Source organism: Pseudoalteromonas sp. 11L1 (assembly GCF_055397545.1).
Map to the genome: position 1 here is coordinate 2,107,611 of NZ_AP041141.1, position 21,563 is coordinate 2,129,173.

19 protein-coding genes are annotated in these 21,563 nt (G+C 39.1%); 11 read left to right on the forward strand and 8 right to left on the reverse strand.

All coding sequences use genetic code 11. The features are described from left to right. Positions 1-25: 25 nt before the first annotated feature. Both ACZ5WS_RS09965 and ACZ5WS_RS09970 read right to left on the reverse strand, forming a co-directional pair. On the reverse strand, positions 26-169 hold the full coding sequence (locus tag ACZ5WS_RS09965) for a DUF2897 family protein (protein WP_138607755.1): 144 nt from the start codon (positions 167-169) through the stop codon (positions 26-28). Between the two features lie 84 nt (positions 170-253). After that, the gene (locus tag ACZ5WS_RS09970) at positions 254-790 is read right to left on the reverse strand and encodes an acyloxyacyl hydrolase (RefSeq protein ID WP_464708245.1); all 537 of its coding nucleotides are present in this window, start codon (positions 788-790) and stop codon (positions 254-256) included. A gap of 246 nt (positions 791-1,036) precedes the next feature. Between ACZ5WS_RS09970 and ACZ5WS_RS09975 the strand changes: the two genes are divergently transcribed. Then, positions 1,037-1,630, forward strand: a complete 594-nt coding sequence (locus tag ACZ5WS_RS09975; protein ID WP_464708248.1) for an MlaC/ttg2D family ABC transporter substrate-binding protein — start codon at positions 1,037-1,039, stop codon at positions 1,628-1,630. Positions 1,631-1,840: 210 nt separating this feature from the next. Then, positions 1,841-3,178 (forward strand): ankyrin repeat domain-containing protein, encoded by a 1,338-nt coding sequence (locus ACZ5WS_RS09980; protein ID WP_464708253.1) that lies wholly within the window; start codon positions 1,841-1,843, stop codon positions 3,176-3,178. Positions 3,179-3,240: 62 nt separating this feature from the next. Here the strand turns inward: ACZ5WS_RS09980 and ACZ5WS_RS09985 are convergent, their stop codons facing one another. From ACZ5WS_RS09985 to ACZ5WS_RS10005, 5 genes are read right to left on the reverse strand one after another with little or no spacing between them, the layout of a single operon-like run. Continuing rightward, positions 3,241-3,693, reverse strand: a complete 453-nt coding sequence (locus ACZ5WS_RS09985) for a DUF2069 domain-containing protein (protein WP_138607763.1) — start codon at positions 3,691-3,693, stop codon at positions 3,241-3,243. After that, positions 3,690-4,244, reverse strand: coding sequence for an NAD(P)H:quinone oxidoreductase (gene wrbA / locus ACZ5WS_RS09990; protein ID WP_131691238.1), 555 nt, complete (start codon positions 4,242-4,244; stop codon positions 3,690-3,692). The genes ACZ5WS_RS09985 and wrbA overlap by 4 nt, the downstream gene beginning before the upstream one ends. Further along, positions 4,244-4,591, reverse strand: coding sequence for an arsenate reductase (glutaredoxin) (arsC, locus tag ACZ5WS_RS09995; RefSeq protein ID WP_464708261.1), 348 nt, complete (start codon positions 4,589-4,591; stop codon positions 4,244-4,246). The genes wrbA and arsC overlap by 1 nt, the downstream gene beginning before the upstream one ends. Positions 4,592-4,645: 54 nt before the next feature. Beyond that, the gene (bepA, locus tag ACZ5WS_RS10000) at positions 4,646-6,103 is read right to left on the reverse strand and encodes a beta-barrel assembly-enhancing protease (RefSeq protein WP_178956261.1); all 1,458 of its coding nucleotides are present in this window, start codon (positions 6,101-6,103) and stop codon (positions 4,646-4,648) included. A 12-nt stretch (positions 6,104-6,115) separates the two neighbouring features. Next, positions 6,116-6,760 carry a hypothetical protein gene (locus ACZ5WS_RS10005; protein ID WP_178956260.1) on the reverse strand — a complete coding sequence of 215 codons (645 nt, stop codon included), beginning with the start codon at positions 6,758-6,760 and terminating at the stop codon, positions 6,116-6,118. Positions 6,761-6,903: 143 nt separating this feature from the next. On the opposite strand from ACZ5WS_RS10005, the gene ACZ5WS_RS10010 reads away from it, so the two are divergent. The 8 genes from ACZ5WS_RS10010 (at position 6,904) to ACZ5WS_RS10045 (ending at position 19,729) form a co-directional block, all read left to right on the forward strand. After that, the gene (locus ACZ5WS_RS10010; protein ID WP_464708269.1) at positions 6,904-7,122 is read left to right on the forward strand and encodes a hypothetical protein; all 219 of its coding nucleotides are present in this window, start codon (positions 6,904-6,906) and stop codon (positions 7,120-7,122) included. Further along, entirely contained in the window at positions 7,115-8,191 is a 1,077-nt protein-coding gene (locus tag ACZ5WS_RS10015; protein ID WP_178956258.1) for an AI-2E family transporter, read from the forward strand. Before ACZ5WS_RS10010 ends, ACZ5WS_RS10015 begins: the two co-directional genes overlap by 8 nt. 107 nt (positions 8,192-8,298) lie before the next feature. Continuing rightward, positions 8,299-10,554 (forward strand): aminotransferase class V-fold PLP-dependent enzyme, encoded by a 2,256-nt coding sequence (locus ACZ5WS_RS10020; RefSeq protein WP_464708274.1) that lies wholly within the window; start codon positions 8,299-8,301, stop codon positions 10,552-10,554. 310 nt (positions 10,555-10,864) lie between these two features. Next, positions 10,865-12,511, forward strand: coding sequence for a glucose-6-phosphate isomerase (gene pgi, locus ACZ5WS_RS10025; protein ID WP_464708277.1), 1,647 nt, complete (start codon positions 10,865-10,867; stop codon positions 12,509-12,511). 234 nt (positions 12,512-12,745) lie between these two features. Beyond that, positions 12,746-14,218 (forward strand): glucose-6-phosphate dehydrogenase, encoded by a 1,473-nt coding sequence (gene zwf / locus ACZ5WS_RS10030; RefSeq protein ID WP_178956255.1) that lies wholly within the window; start codon positions 12,746-12,748, stop codon positions 14,216-14,218. 3 nt (positions 14,219-14,221) lie between these two features. Next, the gene (gene pgl / locus ACZ5WS_RS10035; protein ID WP_464708282.1) at positions 14,222-14,932 is read left to right on the forward strand and encodes a 6-phosphogluconolactonase; all 711 of its coding nucleotides are present in this window, start codon (positions 14,222-14,224) and stop codon (positions 14,930-14,932) included. A 568-nt stretch (positions 14,933-15,500) separates the two neighbouring features. Beyond that, complete coding sequence (locus ACZ5WS_RS10040; protein WP_464708284.1) at positions 15,501-18,119, forward strand: TonB-dependent receptor; 2,619 nt, start codon at positions 15,501-15,503, stop codon at positions 18,117-18,119. Positions 18,120-18,193: 74 nt separating this feature from the next. After that, positions 18,194-19,729, forward strand: coding sequence for a tryptophan halogenase family protein (locus ACZ5WS_RS10045; RefSeq protein WP_464708286.1), 1,536 nt, complete (start codon positions 18,194-18,196; stop codon positions 19,727-19,729). Between the two features lie 37 nt (positions 19,730-19,766). Here ACZ5WS_RS10045 and ACZ5WS_RS10050 read toward each other — a convergent pair whose 3' ends face one another. Next, complete coding sequence (locus tag ACZ5WS_RS10050) at positions 19,767-20,477, reverse strand: DUF6445 family protein (protein WP_464708289.1); 711 nt, start codon at positions 20,475-20,477, stop codon at positions 19,767-19,769. A 296-nt stretch (positions 20,478-20,773) separates the two neighbouring features. On the opposite strand from ACZ5WS_RS10050, the gene ACZ5WS_RS10055 reads away from it, so the two are divergent. Then, a complete protein-coding gene (locus tag ACZ5WS_RS10055; protein WP_010388497.1) occupies positions 20,774-21,478 on the forward strand; it encodes a SapC family protein in 705 nt (234 codons plus the stop codon). Positions 21,479-21,563: the final 85 nt, after the last annotated feature.

The following is a 21,563-nucleotide window of genomic DNA, read 5'->3' on the forward strand; positions in this document are numbered from 1 at the left end:
TTTAAACGAAAAAAGCCCTGATTATTCAGGGCTTTTTTATGTCTTTTTTATGAGTAATAGAGGGGGAGGCTTTAAACTCGCTTTTTGCACTTAAACGCAGCAGTGCTAAATTACCGATAACAATAGCCAGTACAATCGAGATAACGAGTACGATTTGCCAAATTTGCATGTTGTTGACCTTATTGTTTTTTAAGCAGTAATTATGACCGCTTTCAATATAAGTCGCAACATTTCGAGTGTTTATTACGGGCGTTTAAAACCGTTGTGCTACCGACAATGTTAAAAAGTTTATTCCTGGATTAGGTGCTTTAAATCCTGCGTTTGAATAGTGGATAATACGCAGTGCTACGTTGGTTTCTCCAAAATCGGCCACTAGGCCTATTCTATCTTCAAACTGATAGTGAGTACTTAGGTTTTTACCTGCAAAATGGTGCTCATCAAGTAGGGAAAAGCCAATACCAGCCTCCACATAGAATGGCGTATTGTATACGCTAAATGCCGGAAACTGTACAACTGGTGAAACAGCGAATACTAGGTTGGATTGTGACTGTTGATCATGGCGGTAATGCCACAGGTTAATGCTGCTTTCAAGGTAAAAGCGGGCATCGCCAACAAAGTTTTGTGCACCCTTGGGATGATATTGATACGCAAGCTTTATCCCAGTCACATTACCTTCGCCTTTTAATAAGTCCACAGCGTAGCCATGGCTTGAGGATGCATAGGCTGCATTTGTTGGCAGTAAAAATAAACAAAAAATAATAATTGAAATCATCTCAAATGAGGTTTTCATAACGACCTACTGGTAGGTAAATTTAAATAGTAATTAAATGATAAGGGCGGTGAATTACTGTTTTCAATGAGGACAAAAATCCGCTTGTAGATGGCTTGTTAACTAAAGTTTTTAACTAATTGAATTTATTTAATTAATTTTATTGGTGCTAATTGGGCATTAATAAGTTGCTTATTTATGCCTTTTTTGTTGCCTGTCATTTGCGTAGATTACACTAAACTTAATTATTTAAACTATGCATTTATTATGAAACTTATAAAGCTTTTAGTGGTTATTGCTGTTTTTTTTAGTAGCGCACTCACTGCACAAACGCAGCCGTCACCTAAACAATTATTGCAAACTGTAGCCGAATCATTATTTAACGATATTGGGCAGGTAAATGCGCAAGGTAATGCCAGCAAAGAAGCGATGTCATTAATTGTTGAGCAGCGTTTGATGCCACATATTGATATTAAGTTTGTGTCGTTTAAATTATTAGGTAAACATATTAAAGGCATTAACCGTGAACAAGGCGTTGCGTTTATAGATGCGGTAGAGCATTACTTAACGGGCACTTATGCTAGTGCGCTTGTGAAGTACACAGGACAAGATGTAATTTTTGAGCAAGACGCTGCTGCAAGCGACTCTAAATTTGCCACAGTTAAAACGCAAATTATTGAAGCTAATAAACCCACCATAGATTTACACTTTAAACTTCGTTTGGGGAACAATCAGCAATGGAAAGTATACGATATTGTTGCTGAGGGGATTTCGTTACTTAGTGCTAAGCAAAAAGAGATCATTCAACGCATTTCTGATGTGGGTTTAGATCAAGTCACAGCAGAACTTCAGCAAAGTTAGTTCCTTTGTAATTAAAAGCTCCAACCGTAAAAGCAGCTAATGGCGCATGTCGTTAGTTGCTTTTGTATTTTGGCCTATATTGCACCAGTTTACGCTAGCTTGGCAACCTAGCTGTGTTAGAATATCGGCTTCTTTGATTAAGCGTGGTGTCAGCTAAAAACTGTTATAACTGACCACTCACCCGAGCTACACTGGAGTTGTGTTGTTTTAATGGAAAATGTACTAATTTGGCCAAAGGAATACCCGTTACTGGTCAAAGGGCTGGTTGAACAAAACGGTGCCTTCATTTTAGATGCTTTAGAAGCTTGGCCTGCCTGTCGTTCTACTGAAGAAGATGATGGTGTTTGCACCACGGTTTTGCCCCCAATTTATTATTTAACCTGGTTAACCCCCCTAGAGCCGTTTGAAGAATGTTACTTTCAGCATATTTGTGAATATGATGAGGATGCACAAGTCTATATTGCAGCACTTAAAGAGCACTATTTTGCTAATGACTACAGCATAGAAAATATTGTGTTAATGCTGTGTCAGCGACTTGAAAAATACGCAAGTGTATCGGCACAAAATAATATTGAAACGCCGCTTTCATTGATTAGCCTATTTTTTAGTAAACGCTTTTTCACTTTAATAGAGCATGCCCTAGAACAGGGTGCCAAGTTGTCGGCAGCAGACACCCTATCTATTTGGCAAGAGGTCGACTTTAGAGAACGCTTAAGTGCGTATATTCCTCAGTCGATTGCAGACATTGACTATTTAGCAGAGCTCACCAGCGAAAAGGTAGCTGCAGGCAAAGATTACTTTACTTTATTAACTCAGGTTTCGCCTGATGTTGATTCTATTGTGTTGTTAGAAAATGCTTTACTTGCCCACCTAAACAAGAAAAAAGCTAAGCAAACAATGGCGATGCGCTTTATTGAGCAGGGCGCTACAGGCGCTTTAACCGATGAAGATAACAAAACAGCATTTATGTGGGCAGCAGAAAAAGGCTATGTAAATGTAGTTGAAACACTCCTGCAGTACCAAGATAAAAAAGCCGTCGACAATAAAGGTAATACGGCGCTGCATTACGCAGTAATGAGTAAAAATGAATCGTTAATGATTTTACTGCTTAAAGCGGGCTATGACTTTAGAGCGCGTAATAACGATGGGTTAAGTTGTTATCGTTTAGCGGTAAGTATCAAAGCCAGTAATTTAGTTAAGTGCCTTGAACGTGATTTTGGTATTAAAGAGTTATCACCTGAAGGGCAGTTAGAGCGAATTAAAAAGGTACATGTATTACACGCGGTTGTGGCGTTATTGCTACCACTTCAGTTGTTTTTCTTTTTTGATGAAAACATCACTATAAAAAGTGAGCTTACTCTTTTTATGACCATGACGGCGGTGGTGTGTTTTTTCTTTGCGACAAATTTAAAGCGTTGTTCGTTGTACCCGCATATTAAACATCCTTGGGGATTGTTTTTATTAAGAGTGGTATCTGCTTTTAGCCTTATAGCCCAGCTAGGTTTAGCTTGCATAGTGGGGTTAGCTGCTTTAAGCGAGTTAGTTTAACCATTTATTTAATTACAAAAAACGCGCTAATAAAGCGCGTTTTTTATGTTTTGAGCTGCTAGCTATGAGTTGTTTTTATCGTGTTCATGCGCTGCTTTTTCTTCAGCAAGTTCATCTTTAAGCTTGCGAATCTTAAGTCCAAGCTCTTGTCCTCTATGGCGTGCATAGTAAGTGCAGCCAATAAACATAGACGAGGCGAAAAGTAACTCTAGTAATACCCATACGAGTTCATCTTGAGCAACCCATAGCAATGTAAAGCCATGGATAAAATAAAACATAACGATAAAATTAGCCCACGCATAAGTGTAGGTTTTATCTTGCAGTATGCCTTTTAAAGGTAATAACAGTGGTAGTACATAGACTAAAAAAAGAAATGCGTTACTGTGGCCTTCTCTGGGGGCTAATACAAACATCCATAGTGGCATTAAAATCAGCAGGCCAAAATAACCAAATAAGGCTAGGCGCTGAAATTTTACGGTCACTGGCTTTTTAGCAGACTCGCTCTTTTGGGTCATTTAAGTTTACTCGCTACTTGCGTCAAGCGTTTGCCTACGCTTTGACATATTTTAATTTCATCTTTACTTAGGGTAGAGCTGTTGCTGCTGCCAGCAACGTGGGAAGCGCCGTAAGGTGTGCCTCCAGTTTCAGTGCCAAGAAGTTCTGGTACATCGTAAGGTACCCCCATTAACATCATCCCGTGATGCAATAACGGCAGTGACAAGTTAAGTAGGGTTGCTTCATTTCCCCCATGCATACTACTCGATGATGAAAACACACAGGCAGGCTTATCTATAAGTTGGCCTTTAAGCCACAGATCACTGGTGGTTTCCCAAAATGTCTTTGCCTGTGCGGCCATCATGCCAAAGCGGGTAGGTGTGCCAAATGCAAGCCCATCACAAGCAACTAAATCGTCTTTATTTATCACAATGTCGTGCGGGTTTTTAGCCACAAACGTGCGCAGCAAGGCGGTTGCGCCTTGTTGTTCTATCGATTCTGCAATTTCATGCGCCATGGCTTCTACAGAGCCATGGCTTGAGTGGTACAGCACCACAATGGTTGTGCTCATTATAGAACGCTTAATACGTTTTCAGGCGGGCGACCCAAGGCTGCTTTGTTGTTGCTAACAACAATGGGGCGTTCAATTAATTTTGGATGTTCCACCATGGCAGCAATTAGTGCCGACTCATCATTTTCATCTTTTAAATTAAGGACTTTGTACTGCTCTTCTTTGGTACGCATTAGATCTCGTGCAGAATTAAACCCAAGTTGAGAAACTAAGGTACTAATTTGCTCATGAGAAAGCGGTATTTTTAAGTATTCAACGACACTCGGTTCAATGTTTTTACTTTGTAATAGGTTAAGTGTTTCGCGTGATTTTGAACAGCGCGGATTATGGTAAATAATAACTGACATAAAAATAAATCCAAAGTATAAATTGTGGCTATTTTAGGTGAACTCGCCAAATACTTAAAGCCTTGCAAGCTCTTTTTGTAATAACCGATATTGTGTGAGTAACGCTTTTAAACGCTGTTGTTTCACATTTTCAGTTGGCTCAACAAAATTAAGTGCTTTTTGTATTTCGTCAGCCGCTTTTAAATATGCGCCATATTGCGACAACACATCGGCGTTTGCTTCGTGATACGCGGCTAATTTTTCTTGCTTTTTATAGGCATCGGTTAAAAGCTGCTTACCTAAACTATGATCTGGCTTCTCTAATAAAAATGACTTTAGTACATTTTCGGCTAACTCATATTGCTCAGCTTCCAACGCGGCGTTTGCAAAATTTAAAGTAATTACTTGGTTGTTTGGCCGGTAGTTATTTAACTCACTTAAATAACTAACTGCTTCAGCTGCTTTTTTTTGTGCAATTAGCAAATCTGTTTTTGTATCAATATAAAATAAATTTTTAGGATCACTTGCCAATAGCTCATCTAGGATAGGCTGCGCTTCATCCGTTTTCTTTTGATCAACTAAGCTAATTGCTAAACCATACTGTAGTGCTACGTTGTTATAGGTATTTTCGCGCATTAACTTTCTAAATAAGGCCTCTGCATTTTCTGGCTCGTTATCGTAGCGTGCTAGTACACGGCTTTTAGCTAAATTAAAATCAAGGCTTGAACCTATTTGGCGTTTTGGATATTGCTCGGCACGCAAGCGTACATCCGACACGCGGCTTTCTGGTAGCGGGTGAGTGAGTAAAAACGCCGGGGGTTTATATTTATAACGAATTTGCGCTGCCAGTTTAGTTAAAAATTCACTAGAAGCTCTTGCATCAAATCCTGCATTGCTAAGGGTTTGCATGCCAATTCTATCGGCTTCTTGTTCGGCAGAGCGGCTATGGGTGAGTTGGCTAAATGCCGACTGTGTTTGGCTGGCTGAAATAATTGCTATGCCTGCATCTGGGGCTACAACGGTTGCTAAAATACCGGCTATCATACCGGCAATGGTGAGACCGCTATTGTCTTGTTGTTGCTGAATACGCCTTGCTAAGTGGCGTTGTGTTACGTGCGCGATTTCATGACCAAGTACTGAGGCAAACTGACTTTCGTTATCGGCTTGAGCAATTAAGCCTGTGTGAACACCTACATGACCGCCATAAAATGCAAATGCGTTAATTTCTGGGTTATTTAACCAAAAAAATGAAAAACCGAAGCGTACATCATTGGCGTTCGCAACTAATTTTCGGCCTAAGGTTGTTAGGTACTCATCAAGCACTGGATCGTTAATTAATGGTGAAGACCCTCTGATCTGCATCATCATCACTTCACCAATCGCTCTTTCTTTCTCCAGTGGTAATGCCTGCAGCGCAGACGTGCCTAAGTCGGGCAGTTGAAGATTTGTTTGTGCCTTTAACGGCTCACTCATTAGTAGGCTAAATGTAAGCACTGCACTGCATAAAGTGATAAAGGCGGATTTTAGTTGCATTATATTCCTTGTTTATTTTTTATCAGGGGCACTTGTTGGATCATCTGTATATAAACGGCTGTCCTTTTCACATAATTGATAAAACGACTTTATTGTGACCCCATCAACCTTAACAATGTTCAATTGAGTTTGTAAAAAAGCAATAATCTTATGAACTACTTTATGTGAATGCAATATAAGCGCTTTGTCTGCTTCATCGCCTTGTTCTAAATAAAAACCTATGAATTTATGTAGTTGATTAATGCGAATCACAGTTTTCATGGTTAATGGATCCCATAATATAAATTCCATTGACTCATCATGTCGAGCGTATCTATCGATGGTAGTATCATTAGAATAAGGAAACGCTTGTAGTTCAAAACCGCGTTCGGTAAATACTTGATGCAACGAAATTCGTGGCTTGTTATTACTCTCTTTCTCAAAAAGCTCGTTTGGGTCGATACCCAAGGACTCTAGGTTCCAATTGCGTTTGTCGATGATACGCTTTATAGCATTATCAAACCCGTGATCTAAAATGCTTTCACACTCACTTACCGATGAGGCTACTAAATGATAAAAATGCGGCAGCTCTCCCCAATTAATTTGCTTTTTAAACCAATTTATTTCTTTGAGAGTTGGATTGCTAGGCAATTGCGCTTTATTATGCGAATTAGGCATTAACGTATCCTTTTAGCTAACTATGCTATAAGGATAAACCATTGCAGAGGTTGTTTTAAGAAAAAGTTAAATTTAACTGTGGTTAATCTTAATTAGCCTAGGTATAGGACTTATTATTAATGTGAACAGGTAGTGAAACGAGTATGCTAGAGCTAGATTTGCGCGCTTATAAATGCCCTCAGCAATTTATTCAGTTTAAATTAGGGTTGCGTGAGGCAATATCGTTAAATCAAACAATTACTTTTAATATCTCAAGAGAGCAAAACACAGATGATATTGAACGATATTTGCAAAAAAAAATGTATTATTACAAGTTAAATAAACAACAAGCGTTGTTATTAGTGGAGCCGTTGCGTGTTTGAATATGTAAAAGCATGGTATGAAAAAAAGTTTTCTGATCCTAATTCAGTTACTTTACTTTTTTTGTTATTGGCACTGGTTGCCATGTTGTACTTTTTTGGCCCATTAATTGTGCCTGTGTTAGTGGCACTGATCATTGCTTATTTATTAGATTGGCCCGTGGTTCACCTAGAGCGAGTTGGCTTAAAGCGTTTTACTGCCACTAGCATAGTTATGTTGATATTTATTGGCATTATGCTCACCTTAATATTAGTTATAGGCCCGGTACTTTGGCAGCAAAGTAGTAACTTAGTGCAAGAAACCCCGCATATGGTAGAGCAAGGTAAATCGTTTTTACTCGACCTACCAGCTAAATACCCCAGCCTTATTAGTGCAGAGCAAGTACAGTCTATTGTGGTAACGGTAGAAACCAAAGTGCTCGAATTTGGCCAAGTGGTGCTGTCGGCATCGCTCAATTCATTAAAAGATGCTGTTGCGTGGTTAATTTATCTTATTTTAGTACCGCTACTGGTATTTTTTATGCTTAAAGACAAAGTAGAGCTCAGTGCCAGCATTGCTAAACTGATCCCGCGCCAACGACGCTTAATTTTGCAAGTGTGGCATGAAATGAATCAGCAAATAATGAATTATATTCGAGGTAAAGTATTCGAAATTTTAATTATTGGCTCGGTGTCCTTTATTGCCTTTACGGTATTGGATTTACGTTATGCGGCGCTGCTTGGTGTGTTAGTTGGCTTTTCGGTGCTCATTCCATTTGTTGGTGCTGCGCTGGTGACTATACCTGTGGCGGCGGTGGCGCTGTTTCAGTTTGGTTTAGAAACCCAGTTTTGGACCATTTTAATTATTTACGGCATTATTCAAGCGCTTGATGGCAATGTGTTAGTCCCTTTATTGTTCTCTGAAGCGGTTGATTTAAACCCGGTGTTTATTATTGTCGCCGTACTATTTTTTGGTGGGCTGTGGGGTTTTTGGGGCGTATTTTTTGCTATTCCATTAGCATCATTAGTAAAAGCGCTGATTAAGGCGTGGTCATCCACACATGAAGAACTCGCAGAAGAGCTCGGTAACTAAAAAGTATAGTAAACGCACTTTAATTACTAAAGATTATTATTCATTCCTTTTAAAACTATGTACTATTGGGAATAAGATATATTTTTTAGTAATAAGGTGCGTTTTTAATGTCAGAGTTTTTATTGCCAGATGAACCCAACAACCAAGTTTATCTTGATGCAAATGCGACCACACCTGTATTGCCATGTATTGCAGAGGTTGTGTGCCATGCGATGCAAATTTGTTTTGGTAATCCCTCAAGTCCCCATATAACCGGTATTCAAGCCAAACACTTATTAGAACAAACGAGGCAAAAAGCGCGCAGCGTGATTGGTGCGCAGCAGGGCGATATATTATTTACCTCAGGTGCGACCGAAGGTATTCAAACTGCTATCGTATCAACCTTAATTAATGCCAAACAGCACACAAAATCTAAACCGGTTTTATTGTACGGAGCAACTGAACATAAAGCGGTGCCTAATACATTAAAACATTGGAATGCCGTGCTTGAAATTAATGCTGAAATTATTGCTATTCCGGTTAACCGAGACGGTATTTTAGATTTAGACTTTATTGCTCAGCATATTGATAACGCCCTGATGATTTGTACTATGGCTGTTAATAATGAAACCGGTGTATACCAAGATTTAAGTGCTATAGAAGAGGTGATTCGTAGTCGTAATAACGATGTGACTTGGATGGTTGACTGTGTGCAGGCACTGGGTAAACAACAGCTCAATTTAAGTGAAACAACGATTGATTATGCACCTTTTTCAGGGCATAAACTCTATGCACCTAAAGGCATCGGATTATTGTATATTCGTAAAGGAAGCCCATACACGCCGTTTATAGCTGGTGGAGGCCAAGAAAGTGGCATGCGCTCAGGTACAGAGAACCTGCCCGGTATTGCTGGGCTTAATAAGCTGTTTAGTTTGCTGCTTGATAAGCAAGACGATACTTTTAAATCAGCTGATGTACTTAATTTGTATCGCGATAAACTGCATAGCGCTTTAGTAGACACCTTTGGAAGTATTACCTTTAATCATGATTTTGCCTGCTCAGTGCCCACAACACTAAACTTTGCAGTTAATGATTTAACCAGTAAAGAAGTTATTGATTTATTTGACGCTGCAGGTATTAGAGTCAGCGGTGGCTCAGCCTGTAGCACGGGCGCAACTCAAAGCTTTGTACTTGATGCGATGGGAGCCTCACAGTGGCAAAGTGAAAATGCGATTCGTTTATCGTTTGGACCTGCCGCCACTATGGCGCAAATAGACTATGCATGTGAACAAATTCGTGCACTTAAAACAGTGTTACAAGCAAATTGTTTGGTTATTTCTGATAGTAGCTTGGTAGCACAAGAAGTATGTGCCTTGGGGCTTACCCAATTTAGACATCAAGGTGCTTGCAGTTGGTTGTATGTAGCTGACGATCAACAGGCATTTGTTATTGACCCAATTATTGAACTGATCCCTCGATTTGAAAAAATAGTGAAAACGCAAAATCTAACTATTACCGCTATTTTAAACACGCATGAGCACCAAGATCGTCACTGCGCTCTTGATTTAATGCGCAGCGCACTTAAAGAAAACTTAGTGGCTGGCGAAGTTGATCAATTAGGCTGGCCTATTAACTGTGAACAATTGCAACTAACTGAACAAGTACTTGTAAAGCTATCGACGCCCGGGCACAGCCAAGATAGCGTGAGTTATTTATTAAAAGCCAATAACGGCGATGTACAGTACTGCTTTTGTGGTGATTTAATTTTACCTGCAGGGCTTGGTAATACAGTACTTGATGGGGGAGATGCGATGCAAATGGCACACTCTCTTACTCATTTAGCGGCAGAGCTTAATCCAAGCAGCGTGGTGTGCTCTGGGCATGATTATCAACAGTGTTTTGCTATGAATTGGGCTGTGCAACAGCAGCAAACACCTTTATTAAAAGCGCTTATTAAAGGTGATATCAGCCATACCGAATTTGCAATGCAAAAACAACAAGCGGACTCGCAACAACACACACCAGCAAATACGCTTTGTGGCTATGTTAATGCAAAGCCTAAAGTCGAAACTTCGCAGCTTAGTTTTAATCAAGCTAAAGAATTGCTCTCACGTAACAATGTATATTTAATTGATACGCGAGAGTCTTATGAGCATGGCGCTAACAATATCAGTGGATTGCTCGATGTGCCTGTGGCTAAAACTTTAAATATTCCTTTAAGTCGAATGGCTTATGCACTTACCCAAGGCCAACTAGATAAAAAAAATCAATATATATTGGTGTGTCGCAGCGGAAACCGTTCAAAAATTGCGGCGGCAAACTTAATTGAACTTGGTTATAACCGCGTTTTTAACTTATCCGGTGGTTTAGCTTTGACCAATTAATAGTCTAATAAAAGAAAAAGGCCGACATGTGTCGGTCTTTTTTTTGTATGCTTTAATTGAATATTAATAAAATGTTCATTGTTCAGAGGAGGCGAACAGTTGTTAAATTCAATTTTTAATTTTATGATACCGGTGTCAAAAGCAAAAAATTGCGCTATTATCTGCATCAAAGCCCATAAAAATAACGCAGTTTAGAGCATTTAAGTTATAATGTCGGGCTTTGCTTTTTACAAAATTCGCTTGTTTAGTGTCGTAAAAAATAAAATAAAACGCTTAAAATCAATAGATTAATTAATTAGGGGATATTTACATGGCGAGCCGTTCTGAGTTAGTAAGTTGGCAAGCACTAGAAAATAGTGCACAAAAGATGACACAAACACATCTGAAAACTTTATTTGCACAAGACGATTCTCGTTTTTCTCAATTCTCTACTCAAATTCCAGGTGTGTTGTTTGATTACTCAAAACAACGCATAGATGAAAACGTATTTGGTCAATTAATTTCATTAGCGAAAGAATGCAACATTGAAGCCTGGCGTGAAAAAATGTTTATCGGTGAAAAAATTAATATCACCGAAGACCGTGCGGTTTTACATACTGCGCTCAGAAATCGCGCTCATACACCGCTTATTGTTGACGGCGAAAATATTACAGAAGCGGTCGATAGCGAACTTGCCAAAATTAAGACCTTTGTTGAAAAAGTGCGAAGTGGTCAATGGCTAGGTTACACCGGAAAAGCGGTAAAAGATGTGGTTAGCATTGGTGTTGGTGGTTCAAACTTAGGGCCGCAAACGGCAACTGAAGCACTTAAAGCAGTGGTTGATAAGCCATTAAACGTTCACTATGTTTCAAACGCAGATGGCGTACAAATTGCGTCAGTATTAGATAAAGTAGATCCTGAAACCACGTTATTTGTAATTTCGTCAAAGACATTTACTACCTCAGAAACCATGACTAACTCAAAAACAGCGGTTGATTGGTTTTTAGACAGTGCAAAGGATGACAGCGCTATAGCAAAGCATTTTGTTGCAGTAAGCACTAATTTAGAAAAAACTGCTGCATTTGGTATTAGTGACGAAAACGTATTTACAATGTGGGATTGGGTTGGCGGTCGTTTTTCACTTTGGAGTGCCATTGGTTTACCTATTGCACTTTATGCTGGGTTTGAAGCATTTGAGGCCATTTTAGAGGGAGCGTTTGAAGTTGATGAGCACTTTAAATCGGCGCCGCTAGAACAGAATATTCCTTTAATTATGGCGCTACTCAGTGTTTGGAATACCAGCTTTTTAGGGTTTGATTCGCAAGCTATTTTGCCATACGACCAAGCCCTGCATATGTTGCCAGCATATTTGCAACAAGGTGAAATGGAAAGTAATGGTAAACATGTAACCTTTGATGGACAGACAGTGCCATACACTACCGTGCCAATCATTTGGGGTATGACAGGGATAAACGGTCAGCATGCGTTTTATCAATGTTTGCACCAAGGCAATGTAATTGTCCCTGCGGACTTTATTGGCTCTGTAAAGCCTCAGGTTAACGTAGATAAGCATCACGATATTTTATTATCGAACTTTTTTGCACAAACCGAAGCACTAATGAACGGGGTCGATGCACAGCAGATAACGGCTGATTTAACAGCCAAAGGCAAAACGCCTGCACAAATTGAAATGCTGCTAAAGCATAAAATTCACCAAGGAAACCGCCCAACAACGTCTATATTATTAGACACGATTGATGCAAAAGCGGTCGGTCGATTAATTGCACTGTATGAGCACAAGATTTTTTGTCACGGTATTATTTTACAAATATGCTCATTTGATCAGTGGGGCGTAGAACTTGGTAAAGGCTTAGCATCCAAAATTGAAGCTGAATTAACCGATGATAACGTGGTTAATGAGCACGACAGCTCAACACAAGGCTTAATGGCGTACTACAAACAATACCGTACGCAGTAACATATTCACTTATTACACAATAAGTAACCAAATACCTTTGAACGGGTAGCGCTGGAGTCCTAGGGCCTGTATTTTTGTGAGAGGAATTACAGTGTCCCTAGACCCATTTTTAATCGCGCATATACGAACAACATTAGTAGGCTTTGTGCTGAGGCCTACATTATCCAGATAATAAACCGCTATAACTGATTACCAATACGGTAGTGGCAGGTAGCATAAACGTAGAGAGTAACTATGCTTAATCCTTTTGATATTATAATTTTTGGGGGCGGTGGTGATCTTGCGTTACGCAAATTACTTCCTGCAATGTATCGAGCATATCAAGAAGGTAACTTACCGCAAGGCTCACGTATTTTGCCTACCGTGCGCGAACAAAGTAAATGCGATGAATACATCGATACAGCACACAAAGCGTTACAAGAATTTTTAAGTGAAGGCGAATATAACGCCAAAGATTGGAAATCGTTTTCAGACTTTTTAGTACCCGTAGTGAGCAATGTTACCGAAGCTGATGATAACTGGGATGTACTGAAAAAAATTCTAGATGAAGACGACAGCGATAAATCGCGAGTATTTTACTTATCTCTTCCACCTGCTGTTTATGGTACCTGTTGTGAAATATTATCAACTAAAAAGCTAATTACTGCCAACTCGCGCGTTGTAGTCGAAAAACCAATTGGTTACTGCGGTGAGTCAGCCGAAGTGATTAATGCGAAAATTGCACAGTATTTTAACGAAGAACAAATTTTCCGTATTGACCACTACTTAGGTAAAGAAACGGTTCAAAACTTAATGGCTCTGCGTTTTTCAAATTCATTATTTGAGAACATGTGGGATGCTAAATCGATTGATAATATTCAAATTAGCTTGTCAGAAACAGTAGGACTTGAAAGCCGTGCTGGTTTTTATGACAAAGCGGGTGCCTTGCGTGACATGGTGCAAAACCACTTGTTACAACTACTTTGTTTAGTGGCTATGGAGTCACCGCATAAGTTAAACGCTAACAGCATCCGTAATGAAAAATTAAAAGTATTAGAAGCATTACGTCCACTTGAAGATACAGATGTTGATAATAATATTATTCGTGGTCAGTACGTACCCGGTGATTTAAACGGTAAAATAGTCCCAGGTTACCTTGAAGAGCTAAACGAAGGGGCGAGTAAAACCGAAACTTTCGTTGCTATTCGTGCGCATATTGATAACTGGCGTTGGGCGGGCGTTCCTTTTTATCTGCGAACTGGTAAACGCATGGCGAAGCGCTGCGCTGAAATTGTAGTGCAATATAAAAAAGTATCACATAACGTTTATGAAGACAGCGTAGGCAATATTGAACCAAACCGTTTGATTATTCGCTTGCAGCCACAAGAAAGCATTCAGTTAACGCTGATGTCAAAGCGTCTTGATAACTTGGATATGCAACTTGAACCTGTAACGATGAATATTGAATTGTCACAAGCGTATAGTAACGGTTTCCATTCAGATGCTTATAAACGTTTAATGCTTGATGCAGCCGCTAATAATCCTTCGTTATTTATTCACCGCGACGAAGTACGCCAAGCTTGGAAGTGGATTGATCCAATTATTGAACGTTGGCAAGAAAAGGGTAAACCTTCATTGTACCGAGCGGGTAGTTGGGGTCCTGAAGACGCTGATGATTTATTAGCAGAGAATAACCATGTTTGGTTTAACACCGGTGATAAGGCATAAGTAATGGCAAAAATAGTAGAAAAGTTTTTTGACGATAAAGCCGCTTTAACTGATGAATTATCTCAGTCATTAGAGCAGGCCTTACGTAATGGGGTTGAAGCTGATGGCCGTGCAGTGCTAATGGTTTCAGGCGGATCTTCACCTGAACCTGCGTACAAGCATTTATCAACCCTTGATTTAAACTGGGCTCATGTTGATGTTGCTATGGTTGATGAACGTTGGGTTGAGGCAAGTCACGAAAAGAGTAATGAAGCATTCATTAAGCGTACTTTGCTACAAAACCATGGGGCAGCGGCTAATTTTATTAGCATGAAAAATGCAGCAGCCACTGCAGAGCAAGGTGTTGATTCGTGTGAAGCGCAGTTTCAAGCATTAAAGCGCCCGTTTGATGTTACTATTTTAGGGATGGGCCCTGATGGGCATACTGCTTCGCTATTTCCACATGCTCAAGGGCTGGAAAACGGCTTAGATTCAAACCGACTTGTGTGCGCCATTAACGCAATTGAGAGTGATGTAACAGGGAGTATTACCGAGCGCATGAGCTTAACGCTAAATGCAATTTCACAATCTAAAGTAGTTAAATTACTCATTAGTGGCGATGAAAAGCTGGCTGTGTATAAACAAGCTTTAGCGGGTGGCGATGTGAATGATATGCCGTTACGTGCAGTACTAAATCATCCTGAGATCAACATTGAAGTGTATTGGGCACCTTAATTCAGTCTAAACTAGGTGCTTTAAAACCACGTTAATTGATGGTTTAATGAAAGGTCAGTCGCTTTTGCTACAGGCCTTTTTTATTGCGACATGTTTTAGTCGTTAATCAATCAATAACAAAGTGCTGTAAAAATTTGAAGTTTAAAATCCTCCTTAATCTAAGTATCTTTTTAATGCTCTTATATTTTTAAAAGTCACTAATTAAACTTATATTTATCAATAAAAACAGTAGGTTAATTTTGGTTCGGCGCGGAGTTATATAAGCCATTAATCTCATCTGCTATTCGCAATCTCTCTTATTTTAAATACATTAAGTATAAACACGTCATTATTTACATACCTAGTATAGAGAGTAATTCTTGGGCGAACTCTGCTTTTTTATGAAATAATTAATCAGTTTAAAATCAATGGCTTAATAATAATTAAGTTAAATTTCATACAAAAAGAGCGGAAAAATGTAGCAAAATTGTAATTTAGCATGTATGGTTTGTTACTACTATGACAGCGCTGTCATGGCGGTTAGGCAAAATGATAAACAAAACCAATAAAATGATTCGAGGGGAATCCTGTGTTAGCTAAAAATTTTAAAAAAAGCTTATTAGCAGTAAATATCGGCTTAGTTGTGGGAGCTGGGTTTACTGGTGCTGCATTCGCAGCCGATAAAGTTAAAGTTCAAAATGATGTTGAAGTCATTGAAGTACGCGGTATACGCGCTTCAAATAAAGAAAACTTAAACGGAAAACGTTTTTCTAATGCTGTTGTTGATGTTGTAACAGCGGAAGATGTTGGTAAGTTTCCTGATGGCGATGTAGGTGAATCTCTTGGTCGTATTTCTGGTGTAAGTGTATCTCGTCAATTTGGACAGGGTCAGCAAGTATCGATACGTGGTGCTTCAGCACAACTTACACGTACATTGCTTGATGGTCATACAGTTTCGTCAACAAGTTGGTTTGACCAACAAGCCGTAGACCGCAGTTTTAACTACTCATTATTACCGTCAGAATTAGTCGGCGGCTTAGAAGTTTATAAGTCGTCACAGGCTAATCTAGTTGAAGGTGGTATTGGTGGTACCGTTATTGTTAAAACACGTAAACCTCTAGATTTAGATGCAAACACTGTATTTGCAAGTGTAAAAGCTGATTATGGTACAGTTTCTGAAGAGACAGATCCTGAACTTTCTGGCTTATACAGCTGGAAAAATAATAATGAAACATTTGGTATTTTAGCGGCGGGTTCTTTATCAGAAGTAGATTACCAACGTAACGGTATTGAATCATCAGGTGGTTGGAGTGGCGGTATGGCACCAACAACATTCCAACAAGCACGTGAACGTACAGCTTATAATGTTGCCATGCAATACCAGCCATCAGATTCGCTTGTATTAGGCCTGACTTACACTAGCTTAGAGCTAGATGCAAATAATGCTAACTCGCAAATAATTATCTTCCCAGGCGACGGCTCATGTGAGCAAACTAATGCTTCAGGTAATTGTGTCTTTCGCACAATTGACGGAAATGGCACTGCTTTTTTCCAAACATGGGCGCGTAAAGCAAGCATGAAGTCTGATACGGTTGATTTTGACTGGCAATATGATGCAGAGTCATTCACATTTAAAGGTCGCGTAGGTAAAACCAGTGCTGACAGTGACGTAACAACTGCAAACTATGGTATGTTTACTAATAACAATAGTGATCTAAATGGCTCTATGGATATGACTGGTGATGTGACTAAATTTAATTTAGCAAACCAATCTTACGATGCGAGCATTTTACCTGATACCATCAGTCCGCAAACATGGGCGCCTGAATATAACCCTGATTCAGATGAAGAAAGCTACTTAAACTTAGACTTCGAAATTCCACTTGATCTGGGCGTGGTTACTGCAATTAAAACTGGTTTAAGATACGCCGATCATAAAGTTGTCCAAGATAGCAATGCTGCTATTGTAAACCCAGATTTAGTGCCAAAGCGAAATGCAACAGCATACTACCCTGGTACAGTGACTGCCGGCGGTGGTTTTGTTATACCTGAACCTGATATGGATCTAATGATTGCTGATTCATTAGCAATGACTGAAGGTTATACTGCACGTCCACAAGGCTATGGCACCATTGAAGAAGAAAATTTAGCAATCTATGCGATGGCTGATTTTGACGCAGGTGGCATTCGCGGTAATTTAGGTGTGCGTTACATCTCAACTGATATTTCTTCAGATTACTATGACTTAAGCGATGAAGGTGTTTACGATTCTACCTTATCTACAGATAAAGCAGATTACAGTGAATTCTTGCCAAGCTTAAACGTCGTTATGGACTTAGCTGATAACGTAATTTTACGTACCTCGGCAGCACAAGTTATTTCTCGTCCTAATTACGCTGACTTATTTGCAACGCGTAACCTAGCTGGCTATACGGATAATCGCCCTTTAAACGAAGTTTTAAATACTGGTAACGTTGGTTTAAGCCCGTTTAAAGCATTCCAAGCTGACATTGGTGTTGAATGGTATTTTGATGACGATGCGATGTTAAGCGTCACTTACTTTACTAAAGAAGTTAGTTCGTTTATCTCTACACAACAACAAACCAATCAACAAATTGGTATTGATATCCCAGTTTATACAACTAACCCAGATGCAGGCGAACCACCATGTGGCGCGCAGCAATATGACTGTTGGACTGTGAGCTCTTCTACCAACGGCACAGGTGGTTCAATTGAAGGTATTGAGTTCCAAATTCAAGATTCGTTTGATAACGGCTTTGGTTATTCATTTAACTACACCTATTCAGATGCAGAAGCGCCAGCAGAAAATTACCCAGATCGTGTAGGCGTATTCTCTGATTCATCGAAAAATAGCTATAACGTAGTTGGTTTTTATGAAAATGATGATTTCTCTGCGCGTTTAGCATATAACTGGCGTTCAGAGTTTATTATTCGTGAAGCACCTGGTTGGTATGGTAACCGTGAACATCAAGACTACGGACAGCTAGATTTCAGTGCAACGTACTCTGTAACCGACTACTTAGACGTTACTTTCGAAGGTATTAACCTAACAGAGGAAGACAGTATTCAGCTTGGTAATAATGATGCATCAACATCATTACCAAACCCTGATCTACTGAATGACTTCCCTGTATGGAGCTTTGAAGGTGAAGCACGTTATAAACTTGGTGTAACAATGCGTTTCTAATATGCTGAGTTAAAAAGTAATCTAGGCCCAGCATTGCTGGGCTTTTTTATGTGATTAAACATCATTGGTGATTTATGGATATAAAAAAAGTGGCAATTTTAGGTGGTGGAACAGCTGGTTGGCTAGCTGCAAACCATATTGGCAAAGAGCTGCTGAAGCGCAAAGGTGTTTCAGTGACTTTAATTGAGTCACCCGATATACCGCCAATTGGAGTAGGCGAAGGCACAGTACCCGACATAAGAAACACGCTAAAAACTTTTGGTATTCGTGAAGATGAATTTATTCGCCAATGTGATGCGACGTTTAAGCAGTCGATAAAATTTGTTAACTGGATGGATAAAAAAAAGCATGGAGAAGGTAATTTTTTTCATCATTTATTTGATGTGCCAAACCCCTACGATACTAAACATTTAACTCAACATTGGTTAAACGATAAGCAAACAACAAAAAGTCATGCGCAGTTCCTATCTTCTCAGCACGCTATTTGTGAGGCTGGTTTAGCCCCTAAAAATATCACTAATGCCCAATATGAGGGCGAGTTGGCTTATGCGTATCATTTTAATGCAGGGAAATTTGCGCAACTGCTAGCGTGTAATGCAAAAGATAAGTTTTCGGTGTCTCACGTACATACCAATGTAACTCAAGTAAAGCTTGCTAATGATGGCACAATAGCAGCGTTAATGACTGACAGCGAAGGTGAGCTTGAATTTGACTTTTATATTGATTGTTCGGGGTTTGAATCTTTACTGATAGATAAAGCTTTAAAAGTTCCTTTTGTTGATGTGTCTGATAGCTTACTGATAAATAGCGCTCTAGTTGTGCAAGTGCCTACAAAAGAAGACGAGGATATTCCACCTTATACGCTTGCTACCGCCCATCAAGCTGGCTGGATATGGGACATTGCGCTTACAAATAGGCGGGGAGTGGGTTTTGTTTATTCGAATAACCACATGACCGACGAACAAGCACATGAAAAACTGGACCGTTATCTAGGGGCAAGTAAGCAAGACCTTAGCTATCGAAAAATCCCCATGAGAGTTGGTTATCGTAAAAAGTTTTGGCATAAAAACTGTGTCGCACTTGGCTTAGCGCAAGGGTTTTTAGAGCCATTAGAGGCAACCTCCATTTTATTAACTGACTTTTCAGCGAAGTTTTTAACCCTACGTTTTCCATCATCAACAAAGCAGCTTGAACAGTTAGAAACGCGGTTTAATCACGCTATGGGGTATGCGTGGGAACGTACTATTGATTTTATTAAATTGCACTACTGTATTTCAGATAGAACAGATTCAGCTTTTTGGGTGGCCAATAAAAATGATGACACTACCTCTGAGTCACTAAAAGAAAAGCTTAGTTTGTGGGAAGAGTTCATTCCGGTTAGAGATGACTTTTTCAGCCAGTTTGAAGTGTTTTACTTAGAAAACTTTTTATTTGTACTTTATGGAATGCATTTCAACACTAAGGCACCGCCTTGTACCAGTGCAGAACATGAACACTGTTTAGTACGTTTACAACAACGAGCTGAGATAGATCAATACTTAATAAATAAGCTACCCAATCACAGAGCGCTTTTAGATAAAATTAAACAATATGGACTGCAGTCAATCTAATGATTTGTGAAAGGTTTAAGCGCTATATTCACAAAGATCATCGTACACTTGCGAAAGAGGCTATCGAAAGACGGCCTTTTTTAGCATCCGCTAAGCAGCTTTGTTCAGAATAAATATTGGCACTGTGTAATAAGTTACCTTGGTAAATAACAAGGCGGTTAAATTTAGCATCAACTTTAAAAACCTGTTCAAATAAACTTGTGCTGCCAGATAAATAGCCTTGATGCTCATTAGGGGCTTTTTTAACATCATTAACTATATCTGCGAGCAGCGGTTTGTGCTGTTGTTTAAATTCAATAATGTTTTGAGGTATATACTTATAAATACTTGTTCCACCAAGCTCCTCTGGCGATAAGTAATGTACAAATGCGTAATCTCTTTCATCACATGAATCAATATGCGGTACTTTTTGGTCAACAATTAAATTTGCAGGTTTGCATGAAACTAATGAAAGTAAACTTTTATGAAGAATAGACTCTCGATAATTTTTATTGTCTATTTTAGGCAGTATTTCATTTTGAAAAAACGCATGTAAAACCCTTAAGTAGGGTTGTGGCATATTGTCGCGAATGCCAGGATAGAAAGAATTGTCTGAAAACATAGGATTAAAATAGGCTATGTTATGGGCAAAATTCATTACACTATTGGTATCTAAAAGAAAATCATCTACAACGAAGGCTGATAGTTTAGTGCCTGGGATCATCAACTTTTTAATTATTAAGTTTGGGTTTACAGTTAAATTTTTCATTATTTAATGTCTATTTTTGATGGGCTTATTTAATTGAGAACTTTTTATTTAGGCACAAAATTAATATACCACCGAAGACAGCGTTGTCAAAGAGCGCTTTTTGAGCTAATTGTGTTTACGAATTTCTTCTTCAGTGGCGTTTATTGGTTATTTGTTGAAATAATAAGCGATAATGTTTTTGTTAATTATTAACGTACAAAATGACACAAAATTTTCACTTCCTTTTTGTCACCAAAACCATTAGCCTTAGGCCACTAACAGTAATAAATCAAATTAATAAATAACGGAGCAGTAACATGGCGGAGCAACAAGTACAGCCTTTACACAACGAAAAACATGCCAACACTAAAATTAAAAATGGCATCAACATCGAATTTATGAAAACTCAACACTTAGTGCCAGTGGTTGCACATGAGTTTGCGCGTATCGCCAATGAATTCCCAATGTCTTTTGTTAAAAATAACGAAACAGGTACTTTTCAAGCGGTTGCAATGTTTGGCCTAGAGCCAGGCGAAAATTTATTTATTGATGGCGACAAATGGACAGCATCATTTGCGCCTATGGCAACAACGCGTTACCCATTAGGTTTAGTAAAGCACCCAGAGCAAGATCAATTTGGTATCGTAATTGACGAAGCGAGCTCATTAGTTGGTGAAGAAGAGGGTAATGCATTATTCGAAAACGGTGAAGAAACTGATTACCTTAAGCGTCGTAAAGAAGCGTTAGTATCGTTCATTGAGTTTTCTCAAGTAACTGATGCTTTCACTAAATTCCTTGCTGATAAAGAACTACTGGTAGCACAAACGTTAACAGTTGATATTAAAGGTGAGAAAAAAGACATCAACGGTATTTACCTTATCGATGAGAAGAAACTAAATGAGCTAAGCGATGCAGACTTTCTTGAGCTTCGTAAGCGCGGTTATTTAGCACCAATCTATTCTTTCTTAACGTCTACACACCAAGTAGCACGTTTAGCACGTTTAAAAGCGCAACAAGCGTAACTTTAAACGAAATTAAAAAAGCGCCTTAGGGCGCTTTTTTTGTGCCATTAAACTCAGTTCACTTGAAAAACGCTTCATAACCATT